8 protein-coding genes are annotated in these 10,516 nt (G+C 73.7%); 5 read left to right on the plus strand and 3 right to left on the minus strand.

What is annotated here, in order from left to right; genetic code table 11:
* Window positions 1-25: 25 nt before the first annotated feature.
* Window positions 26-3,514: an indolepyruvate ferredoxin oxidoreductase family protein gene (locus ACFSHS_RS00025; RefSeq protein WP_376870219.1), complete on the minus strand. Its 3,489-nt coding sequence runs from the start codon at window positions 3,512-3,514 to the stop codon at window positions 26-28.
* Window positions 3,515-3,656: 142 nt separating this feature from the next.
* On the opposite strand from ACFSHS_RS00025, the gene ACFSHS_RS00030 reads away from it, so the two are divergent.
* Window positions 3,657-4,826, plus strand: a complete 1,170-nt coding sequence (locus tag ACFSHS_RS00030; RefSeq protein WP_376870221.1) for an RsbRD N-terminal domain-containing protein — start codon at window positions 3,657-3,659, stop codon at window positions 4,824-4,826.
* A 146-nt stretch (window positions 4,827-4,972) separates the two neighbouring features.
* On the opposite strand, the gene ACFSHS_RS00035 is transcribed toward ACFSHS_RS00030, so the two are convergent.
* Together ACFSHS_RS00035 and ACFSHS_RS00040 are read right to left on the minus strand one after the other, a co-directional pair.
* Window positions 4,973-5,194 (minus strand): DUF3073 domain-containing protein, encoded by a 222-nt coding sequence (locus ACFSHS_RS00035; RefSeq protein WP_376870224.1) that lies wholly within the window; start codon window positions 5,192-5,194, stop codon window positions 4,973-4,975.
* 177 nt (window positions 5,195-5,371) lie between these two features.
* Complete coding sequence (locus tag ACFSHS_RS00040; RefSeq protein WP_376870226.1) at window positions 5,372-6,436, minus strand: Glu/Leu/Phe/Val family dehydrogenase; 1,065 nt, start codon at window positions 6,434-6,436, stop codon at window positions 5,372-5,374.
* Window positions 6,437-6,574: 138 nt separating this feature from the next.
* Here ACFSHS_RS00040 and ACFSHS_RS00045 point away from each other — a divergent pair, with 138 nt between their 5' ends.
* The 4 genes from ACFSHS_RS00045 to ACFSHS_RS00060 all read left to right on the plus strand — a co-directional run.
* Window positions 6,575-7,573: a sugar ABC transporter substrate-binding protein gene (locus tag ACFSHS_RS00045; RefSeq protein ID WP_376870228.1), complete on the plus strand. Its 999-nt coding sequence runs from the start codon at window positions 6,575-6,577 to the stop codon at window positions 7,571-7,573.
* Window positions 7,574-7,593: 20 nt separating this feature from the next.
* Window positions 7,594-8,646 carry an ABC transporter permease gene (locus tag ACFSHS_RS00050; RefSeq protein WP_376870230.1) on the plus strand — a complete coding sequence of 351 codons (1,053 nt, stop codon included), beginning with the start codon at window positions 7,594-7,596 and terminating at the stop codon, window positions 8,644-8,646.
* Window positions 8,643-9,437: an ATP-binding cassette domain-containing protein gene (locus ACFSHS_RS00055; protein ID WP_376870232.1), complete on the plus strand. Its 795-nt coding sequence runs from the start codon at window positions 8,643-8,645 to the stop codon at window positions 9,435-9,437. The genes ACFSHS_RS00050 and ACFSHS_RS00055 overlap by 4 nt, the downstream gene beginning before the upstream one ends.
* A gap of 153 nt (window positions 9,438-9,590) precedes the next feature.
* Window positions 9,591-10,516, plus strand: a 926-nt coding sequence (locus tag ACFSHS_RS00060) for a coiled-coil domain-containing protein (RefSeq protein WP_376870235.1), incomplete at its 3' end; no start/stop codon positions are given.

The following is a 10,516-nucleotide window of genomic DNA, read 5'->3' on the forward strand; positions in this document are numbered from 1 at the left end:
CGGAAGACCCTGGTGACGGCGGCCGTCACACCCCCAGCGCTTGCCGCACCTCGGCGAGGCGGTCGCGGAACCGCGCCACGCTGGCCATCTTGACCTGCTCGTAGCCGCGCACGACGTCGGCCAGCTCCGCCAGCTCGACCGCCCGGCTCACGGTCTCCGGTGCGAGGACGGCCAGCGCGGCGTCCACGGCGGCGACGTACTCCTCGACGAGGGCCCGCTCGGTGGCGCGCACCTGGCCGCGACCGAACGGGTCGAGGCGAGTGCCGCGCAGCCCCCGCATGGCGTAGAGGGTGCGGAACCCGGGCCGGAACCACCTGCCCAGGCTGATCTTCCGGTCGAGGCCGGCCGCGCGGAGCACCGGCGGGTGCAGCCGGTAGGAGTAGGTCGCGTCCTCACCGAACTGCTCCTTCACCCGGCGCTCGAGCGCCGGGTCGAGGGACAGGCGGGCCACCTCGTACTCGTCCTTGTACGCCATGAACTTGTACAGGCCGGCGGCGACGGCGGCGGTGAGCGGCCCGCCGTGCCCGGTGGTGGTCTTCTCCCGCTCCTGCACCCGCCGCAGGACGGCGACGTACCGCTCGGCGTAGCGCCGATCCTGGTAGGCGATCAGCTCGTCGATCCGGCGGAGCACCGGACCCGCGAGCGACTCGTCGCCCAGGTCCAGGCCGGCGGCCAGCGCGCGGGCGGTGGCCGACGGGGGCTCCGCGGGCTCGCCGTCCGGCGGCAGGGCCGCACGCAGGGCGGCGGGGTCGGCGACCAGCTGGCGCCCGCGGCGGAAGGCCTGGAGGTTCCGCTCGACCGCGACCCCGTTGAGCTCGATGGCCCGCTCGATGACGTCGGCGTCGACCGGCAGCGCACCGGCCTGGACGGCCATGCCGACCTGGAAGATGTTCGCGTACTGATCGTCACCGAACAGCCCGTCGACCAGGCGCCGGACGTCGGCGACGGCGCTGTCCCCGGCCCGCGCCCGCTGGAGGATGCGGGCGCTGGTCCCAGCGGGGTCCGGGAAGCGCGCCGTCGGATCGGTGACCATGGCCCCGGTGGGCACCGGAGAGCTGGACACCACCGCGATGGTGCGGTCGGGGGAGGTCACCTCGAGGTTCGCGGCGTTCGCCGCGACGATGAGGTCGCAGCCGAGGTAGAGGTCGCACTCGCCCGGCGCGACCTTGTTGGCGCCCGAGAACGGCGAGGTGGACATCTTGATGTCCGAGACGACGGCGCCGCCCTTCTGCGCCATCCCCATCTGGTCGAGGCTGCGCACGTACATGCCGGCCATGACCGCGGCCGTGGAGATGATCTGGGCCGTGGTGACGACTCCCGTACCGCCGATGCCGGTGATCCGGAGGTTGTAGTCGGCCGGATCCACCTTGAGCGCCGGCTCCGGCAGGTCCGCGGCAGCGAGGGTGGCCCCGCTCCGCGCGACCTTCCTCGTGCCCGGCACGACGCTGACGAACGAGGGGCAGTCGCCGTCCAGGCACGAGAAGTCCTTGTTGCACGACGCCTGGTGGATTTGGGTCTTGCGGCCGAACTCGGTCTCCACCGGCTGCACCGAGAGGCAGTTGGACTTGGCGCCGCAGTCGCCGCAGCCCTCGCAGACGCGCTCGTTGATGAGGACGCGCTCGACCGGATCGGCGACCTTGCGCCGCTTCCGCTTGCGCCGCAGCTCGGTGGCGCACTCCTGGTCGTGGATGAGCACGGTGACGCCCTCGACCCTCGCCAGCTCCTCCTGGGTCTCGATGAGCCGGTCGCGATGCCGGACGTCCACGCCCGTGGGCAGGCGCACCCCCTTGTAGCGGTCGAGGTCCTCGGTGGTGACGACGACGCGGGAGACGCCCTCAGCCAGCAGCTCGGCCACGATCTCGGGCACGGCCATCCTGCCGACCGCCTGCTGCCCACCGGTCATCGCGACGGCCCCGTTGTGCAGCAGCTTGTAGGTGATGTGGGAACCGGCCGCCACGGAGGCGCGGATCGCCAGGCTGCCGGAGTGGTGGTAGGTCCCGTCCCCGAGGTTCTGCAGCAGGTGCCGGTGCTCCACGAACGGCGCCATGCCGATCCAGGCGACGCCCTCGCCGCCCATCTGCGCGAGCCCGACGATCGACCCGACCCGCGCCTCCGGCATGAACGACGCCAGCGCCGAGCAGCCGATGCCCGCGCCGACCAGCGAGCCCTCGGGCACGGCCGTCGAGCGGTTGTGGGGGCAGCCGGAGCAGAAGAACGGCGTCCGGGTGACCAGCGGCAGCAGGGTGCGCGCCGGGCGGCTGGGCGCTGCGGCGCGCTCGAGCCAGGCCGCGACCGGCGCGGAGCCGGTGCGGGCGAGCACCCGGGGGGCCAGCGCCGTGGCGATCACCTCGGGTGGCAGGTCGGCGTCCGCGCGCAGGAGCCGCTCGCCCGCCGGCCCGCGCTTGCCGTAGACCGCCGGGGCCCCGGGGACGCCGTAGAGCAGGTCCTTGACGGCCAGCTCGACGAACGGGCGCTTCTCCTCGACGACGACGATCTCGTCCAGTCCCTCGGCGAACTCCGACAGGATGCGGGGCTCCAGCGGCGAGACCATGCCCAGCTTGAGGATGCGGACGCCCGAGGCGGGGAGCTGCTCGGCGCCGATCCCCATGATCGTCAGGGCCTGGCGCACGTCGAGGTAGCCGGCGCCGGCGGTGACGATGCCGATCCGGGCCTCCGGGTCCCCCTCGATCCGGTTGAGCCCGTTGGCGTAGGCGTAGCGGAGCGCCAGCTCGGGCCGGCTCGTGGTGAGGCTCTTCTCCAGGCCGGCCAGCGTCGGCTGGAGGAACTTCGCGGTCACCTCGTGCCGGTAGGGGACGCCGTCGATCGTCCGGTCGGGGAACACGGAGTTCACCTGGTCGGTGCGGACGACCGCGGTGCTCGCGCCGTCGACGACGTTGGTGGCCAGCTTCACGCCGGTCCACAGGCCGCTGAACCGGGACATCGCGATGCCGTGCAGGCCGAGGTCGAGCACGTCCTGCGGATCGCTGGGCGACAGGACCGTCATCCCGATCTCGGCCATGGCGGTCTCGGAGCTGCTGGGCACGGTCGAGGACTTGGCGATGGAGTCGTCACCGACCAGCACCAGGACGCCGCCGGTCGGGGCCGCCCCGCCCAGGTTGGCGTGGCGCAGCGCGTCCGTGGACCGGTCCAGCCCCGGCGCCTTGCCGTACCAGATCCCCACCACGCCGTCGCAGGTCATGCCGCCCACCGACGCCGCGAGCTGCGAACCCTGGACCGCGTTCGCGCCCAGCTCCTCGTTGACGGCGGGCTTGAACACCACCCGGTGCTGCTCGAGCAGTCTGCCCTGGCGGGAGAGCTCCAGGTCGAAGCCGCCCAGGGGGGAGCCCTCGTAGCCGGAGATGAAGGTGGCGGTGTCGAGACCGTTGCGGCGGTCGAGCCGGTTCTGGTCGAGGGCGATCCGCACCAGGGCCTGCAGACCCGACAGGTAGATCTCCCCGTCGCGCAGCTCGTAGCGGTCCTCGAGACGCACCGGACGTCCGGTGGTGAGGGTCATCCGTGCTCCTCGTGGTCACGCGCAGACCGCGTGGCAGGCCTGCGTTCGGTGGCTCCACCAATATGGGAGGGCCGCGATGCCCCTGTCTGCGGCCGGACCGCCAAAATCACGGCATGGTTCCCGTCGTAATCACGAGGACGGCATGAGCGCTCGCCCGTGGGACGCCGTGGTCGGCCTGTGCGACCGCGTCGCGGCGGACCTCGACCGGGTGGCGCTCGATTCCGTGACCACCATCCGGCGGGACCTCGAGGGGTACGCCGTGGTGCCCTTCGAGGAGCATCTCGAGGCGGTGACCGAGCAGCAGCGACGTCGTCTCGAGGCCCTGGCCGGCCGCCGGATGCTCGGCGCCGAGGACCTGGACCGCGCCTCGGACCTGGCGCGCCGGCGGGCGCGGCAGGGGATCCCCGTGGACGTCCTGATCGGCGCGTACCACCTCGGCGACCAGGAGCTCTGGCGCGCGCTCTGCCGGGACCCGGGACCGGCGGCGCCCCTGCTGCCGGAGCTGGCGGCCCACCTGCTCCAGCTCCTGCACGCCATCTCCACCGTCGTGGCCGCGGCGCACGGCGAGGTGGTCCGGGAGCTGCAGACCCAGCGGGTGACCCTCTCCCAGCGGCTGGTCGAGCTGCTGCTCGGTGGTGGGCCGGACGCGGAGGCGTCGGACGTCGCGGACGCTCTGGGCCTCGACCCGCTCGCCGACTTCACGGCTGGTGTGTGGCGCGGGGTGCGGGCGGACGTCGTGCTGTCGCCCGACGTCCGGCGGGGGCTCGACCGGTTCCCCTTCCCGCTCGTGCACTCCTACCAGTCCGGCGCCGTGGTGTTCCTCGTCCAGGACGTCGGGCCCGCGTGGCCGGACGAGCTCGCGGCCCGGCTGCCCGACGAGGGTGTCCTGGGGGTCGGGTTGCGGCGCAGCGGGCTGGCGGGCGCCGCGATGAGCCTGGGCGACGCCCGCCTGGCGCTCGGCGTCGCGTCGGCCGGCCGCCGGGTGGTGCGTTTCGGTGACGTGTGGCCCGAGGCGTGCCTGCTGTCGGAGGGTTCCCGGCTGGGGCCGCTGCTGACATCGGCGTCGACCACGGCCACGACGCATCCGCACCTGGCGGACGCCGTCCTGGCCTTCGCCGCCGCCGACATGTCCGTGGCCCGCGCGGCCGAGCAGCTGCACCTGCACGCGAACTCGGTGACCTACCGCCTCCAGCGCTGGGGGCAGCTGACCGGCTGGGACCCGAGGACCTTCGACGGCCTGGTCCGGTCCATGGCCGTGTGCCGGATGACCCGCAGGGAGAGCGCCCGTCGACCTCCCGGAGCACGGCCGTGACGTGCGGCCGGTCGGGGGGACGGACCCACCACGGGCGCGGCCGGCGCAGCGCGGTCGGCGGGAGCCCCCGCGGACACCGACGACACCGGCGCCCCTGGAGGCGTGCGGTGCCGTGCGGTCAGGCGGTGCGGTTCAGGGAGCCGCGGTCAGCGAGGGCTCGTGGCCCAGTCGTCGTCCGCGTCGTCGTCGGACCAGCGGTCGCTGTACTCGTCGTCGTCACCGTCGTCCGTCGCCCGGGGAGGGGCGGTGTAGGACGGCGTGGATCCGGCGAGCTCCCTCTGCAAGGCAGAGAGGTCGGTGTTCGGTGAGCTGTACTTGAGCTCACGGGCCACGCGTGTCTGCTTGGCCTTCGCTCGGCCGCGCCCCATCGGCTCGACCCCCTCGCTACGGAGTACGGGAGCCCAGCCCCCGGGCTGGATGGCCCGCGTGGCGACCCCGACTGAGTGACAATGTCTCGGACAACCTTACGACACGGATCGGCGACGGGCACACGTCCTCCCCCTGGGAGGGACGCTCGTCACCCGACCAGGGTCCCGTCCAGCTCTTCAGCGAGGCAGGCGGATCGTCGCCAGCCGGCCCACCGAGCGCATCCGCTCCTCGGCCAGCCGGTCGGCCGCCACCGCGGGCGAGACGCCCTCCTCGTCGGCGGCGCGGAACACGCGCAGGGCCACGTCGAAGATGCCGCTGGCCTTGGACTGCGCGCGGGCGAACGAGAACCCGTGCCGCTCGTCCTCCACCTGGATCACGCCACCGGCGTTCACCAGGTAGTCGGGGGCGTAGAGGATCCCGCGGGCGCGCAGCCGGTCGGCCGCCTCGGGGGTGGCCAGCTGGTTGTTCGCGCCGCCGCAGACGACCTGGGCGGGCAGGGCCTCGACGGTCTCGTCGTCGAGCGCGCCGCCCAGGGCGCAGGGCGCGTAGACGTCGTGCGGGGTGCGCACCAGCGTCGCGGTGTCGGGCACCGCCTTCACCTGGGGGTAGCGCGTCTGCAGCCGCTCCACCGCGGCGCCGTCGACGTCGGTGACGACGACGTCGGCCCCGTCGTCGACCAGGTGGCCGACCAGCCAGGAGCCCACCTTGCCGACGCCGGCCACGGCGACCGTGCGGCCGTCGAGGGTCGGTGCGCCCCACAGGTGCTGCGCGGCGGCGCGCATGCCCTGGAAGACGCCGTACGCGGTGAGGACGGAGGAGTCGCCGCAGCCGCCGTAGGCCTCCGACCGGCCGTGGGCGTACCGGGTCTCCCGGCCGACGACGTCGAGGTCGGCGTTGTAGGTGCCGACGTCGCAGGCGGTCAGGTACCGCCCGCCCAGCGCCTCGACGAACCGGCCGTAGGCGCGCAGCAGCGCCTCGGTCTTCTGGGTGTGCGGATCCCCGATGATCACGGCCTTGCCGCCGCCGAGGTCCAGCCCGGCCAGGCTGTTCTTGTAGGACATGGCGCGCGAGAGGCGCAGGGCGTCCGCGACGGCGGCGTCCTCGGTGGGGTACGGGTAGAACCGCGTCCCGCCGAGGGCCGGGCCGAGCGCCGTGGAATGGATGGCGATGATCGCTCTCAGCCCCGACTCCGCGTCGCTGCAGAAGACGACCTGTTCGTGACCCGAGCTCAGTACATCCACCGCAGGAGCGTAGATCGCCGGGCGGCCTTTGCCCGACCGGAGGGACGCGCGCGGGTCCGTCCGCGTCCTGGGGCGGCTGCGGGCATGATTCCGGGAGACCGGCGGGGGCGAGGGCTCCCGCGAGCACAGGAGGATCCCATGGCCCCAACCCCCCGTTCGTCGGCGGTCGCCCTGCTCTTGATGGGGGTGACCGCGCCCCTGGTCCTGGCCGCGTGCACGACCGACGGCGGGGAGTCCGGTGCCGACGGAGCGGGCGGTGGCGGAGGCGGCGCGGCCGGCGACCTCACCCTGTCGGTGATCACCCACGGGTCTGCGGGCGACGCGTTCTGGGACGTCGTCCAGAACGGCGCCGAGGCCGCCGGCGAGGACCTCGGCATCTCGGTGGACTACCAGAGCGACGGCGATCCGCAGCGCCAGGCGCAGCTCATCGACGCGGCGGTCAACCAGGGCGTGGACGGCATCGTCGTGTCGATGGCCAACCCCGATGCGCTGCAGGACTCCGTCGAGGCGGCCGTGGAGGAAGGCATCCCGGTGGTCACCATCAACTCCGGCGGCGAGCGCTCGGCCGAGTTCGGGGCCATCGGCCACGTCGGGCAGGACGAGACCATCGCCGGGCAGGGCGCCGGGCGCCAGCTGGCGGCCGACGGCGCGGCGAACGTGCTGTGCGTGGTCCACGAGGCGGGCAACATCGGGCTCGAGCAGCGCTGCTCCGGCGCGTCCGAGGGGCTCGGCCGCGAGGTCACCCCGCTGCAGGTCGACGTCAACGACCTGCAGGGCGCGCAGTCCACGATCACCTCGCAGCTGCAGAGCGATCCGACCATCGACGCGGTCCTCACCCTGAACTCCGCCGTGGCGGCCGTGGCCGTGGCGGCCACCGGCGACGCCGGCTCCGAGGCGCAGGTGGCCACCTTCGACCTCAACGAGGACGTCATCCGCGGTATCCAGGACGGCGACATCGCCTTCGCCGTCGACCAGCAGCAGTACGAGCAGGGCTACCTGCCGATCGTGATGCTCAAGCTGTACGTGGAGAACCTCAACACCGTCGGCGGCGGGCAGCCGGTGCTCACCGGACCCGGCATCGTCGATGCGAGCAACGTCGACGAGATCGCCGACCTGGCCTCGGCCGGCACCCGCTGAGCGCCGCCCGGAGCGACGCGGTGTCGGCTCGGGGGGCCGACGCCGCGTCGCGCACCGACGAGCGCCTGAGCGCCCCCGGGCCGCTCCGCCGGCTGCTGGTCACGCCGGAGCTGGGTGCGCTGATCGGCGCGGTCGTCGTCTTCGTGTTCTTCGCCGTCCAGTCGCCGGTGTTCCGCTCGGCGCGCGGCATCGCCAACTGGCTTGACCCGGCGTCGACGCTGGGGATCATGGCGGTCGCCGTCGCCCTGCTGATGATCGGCGGGCACTTCGACCTCTCGGCCGGGGTGATGACGGGGACGACGGCGCTGACGGTGGGCATCGTCGCGGTCGAGTTCCGGCAGAACATCTGGGTCGCGATCGCGGTCGCCCTGGTGCTGGCGCTGACGATCGGCTTCCTCAACGGCTGGCTGGTGACCCGGACCGGCCTGCCCAGCTTCATCATCACGCTGGCCACCTTCCTCATGCTGCAGGGTCTCAACCTGGGGCTGACCAAGTTCTTCACCGGTACCGTCACCGCCGGGGGCATCGCGGACGCCCCCGGCTACGGCGCCGCCGAATGGGTGTTCGCCTCGCGGCTCGGCGTCGCCGGCACCGAGTTGCGCGTCGCCATCCTGTGGTGGGTGCTGTTCACCGCCCTGGCCACCTGGGTGCTGCTGCGCACCCGGTTCGGCAACTGGGTGTTCGCCACCGGCGGGGACGACGTCGCCGCGCGCAACGTCGGCGTCCCGGCCCGCCGCACGACCATCACGCTGTTCATGACCACCGCCGCGGCCGCCTGGTTCGTGGGCGTCACCCTGGCCGTCCGGCTGACCTCGGTGCAGGCCAACACCGGCATCGGGCAGGAGCTGATCTACATCGTCGCGGCCGTCATCGGGGGCTGCCTGCTGACGGGCGGCTTCGGCTCCGCCATTGGCGCCTCGCTCGGCGCGCTGATCTTCGGGATGACGCAGCTCGGCATCCCGTACCTGCGCTGGGACGCGGACTGGTTCTACTTCTTCCTGGGCGCGATGCTGCTGCTCGCCGTCCTCGCCAACCGGCTGGTCCGCCGCTACGCCGAGGCGGCGCGGCGATGACCGGCCCGGGCGCCGCGCCCCTGCTCGAACTGCGGGACGTCGGCAAGGACTACGGCTCGGTCATCGCCCTTGACGGCATCACCACGACGGTGCGGGCCGGCGAGGTCACCTGCGTGCTGGGCGACAACGGTGCGGGCAAGTCGACGCTGATCAAGATCCTGTCCGGCGTGCACCGCGCCGACCGCGGCGAGGTGCTGCTCGACGGGCGCCCGGTGGCGTTCGACGCTCCCCGGGAGGCGCTCGACGCCGGGATCGCCACGGTCTACCAGGACCTCGCGATGATCCCGCTGATGGCGATCTGGCGGAATTTCTTCCTCGGGGCCGAGCCCACCCGCGGCCGGGGGCCGTTCCGCCGCTTCGACGCGGCCCGTGCTCGGCAGACCACCCGCCGGGAGCTGGCGGCCATGGGCATCGACATCCGCGACCCCGACCAGCCCGTCGGCACGCTGTCCGGCGGGGAGCGCCAGTCGGTCGCCATCGCCCGAGCCGTCCACTTCGGCGCCCGGGTGCTGATCCTTGACGAGCCGACGTCGGCGCTCGGGGTCAAGCAGGCCGGTGTGGTGCTCCGCTACGTGGCGCAGGCCCGTGACCGGGGCGTGGGCGTCGTCCTGATCACCCACAACCCGCACCACGCCTACCCCGTCGGCGACCGGTTCCTGGTGCTCAACCGCGGCCGGAGCCTGGGCGACTTCGCCAAGGGCGAGGTCAGCCGCGACGAGCTGACCCGGCTCATGGCCGGTGGCGCGGAGCTGGACGAGCTGGCCCACGAGCTCGAGAGACCCGCCGGCTGACGCCCGAAGTCGACATACCGACCGTGCCGATGCGGTCACCGGCCGTTTTGACCGCGGTGCGCTACCCGTTCCGCGTGTTGCCTTTGTGACTACTGGTGACGGTGCGACTCTCGCTGGGCTTCGACGCCCACCCTCTTCCCCAGGGAGCGAGTCATGTCCCACCGCCGTCCGTCCGGACCGGTGACCCCGCGCGCCCGTGCCCACCGCCCCCGAGCCGGGCGGTCGCTGCGCGCGGGGCTGGTGGCGCTCGCTGCCGGTGCCCTGCTCGTGGCGGGCGCCGGTCCCGGGCTCGCCGTCCCCCCGCCGCCGGTCAACCCCACCGACGGCCAGCTGGACGACGCCCAGGCGCAGCAGGAGGCGGCCGCTGCCGAGGTCGGGCGGATCCGCGGCCTGGTCGCCGGAGCCGAGGCCGAGCTGGAGCGGGTCGGGGTGCTGGCCGAGGCGGCGGGCACCGCGTACCTCGCCGCCGAGGAGGCGTTGCTGCAGGCGCAGGAGGTCGCGGACCGGGCCGCCGCCCAGCTCCAGGAGGCGGCCGCGGCCGTGGCCGCGTCGGAGGCGCGGATCGCGCTCTTCTCCCGGGACAGCTACATGAAAGGCCCGGCGATGAGCACGACCGCCGCCCTGCTGGACTCCGCCGGCCCCGGTGAGCTGATCCAGCGCGCGGCGATGCTGGACTACGTCGCCGACAACCAGCTGGCCGTGCTCAGCGAGCTCGAGGTCGCCAAGGTCGCCCAGGCCAACGCCGACTCGGCCGCCCGCGCAGCCCGCGATCAGATGGCCGCCGCGGAGGAGGCCGCCGAGAGCGCCAAGCGCGCGGCCGACTCGCAGCTCGCGGCCCAGCAGGCCGCCTACGAGCAGGTCGCCGAGCAGAAGGCCGGGTACGAGGCGCAGCTGCAGGCGGCCCAGATCCGGCTGCTCGAGCTGCAGGGCGCGCGCGACGCCTACCAGCAGTGGGTCGCCCAGCGGCAGGCCGAGGAGGCCGCGGCCCGGGCGGCGGCCGAGCGGGCGGCGCGGGACGCGGCGGCCGCCGCGGCCACCGCCCGCGCCAACGGCGGCGGCAGTGGCGGCGGTGGCGGCGG

Origin of the sequence: Blastococcus deserti, assembly GCF_042682525.1 — a bacterium.
In the GTDB taxonomy this organism is placed as follows: domain Bacteria; phylum Actinomycetota; class Actinomycetes; order Mycobacteriales; family Geodermatophilaceae; genus Blastococcus_B; species Blastococcus_B deserti.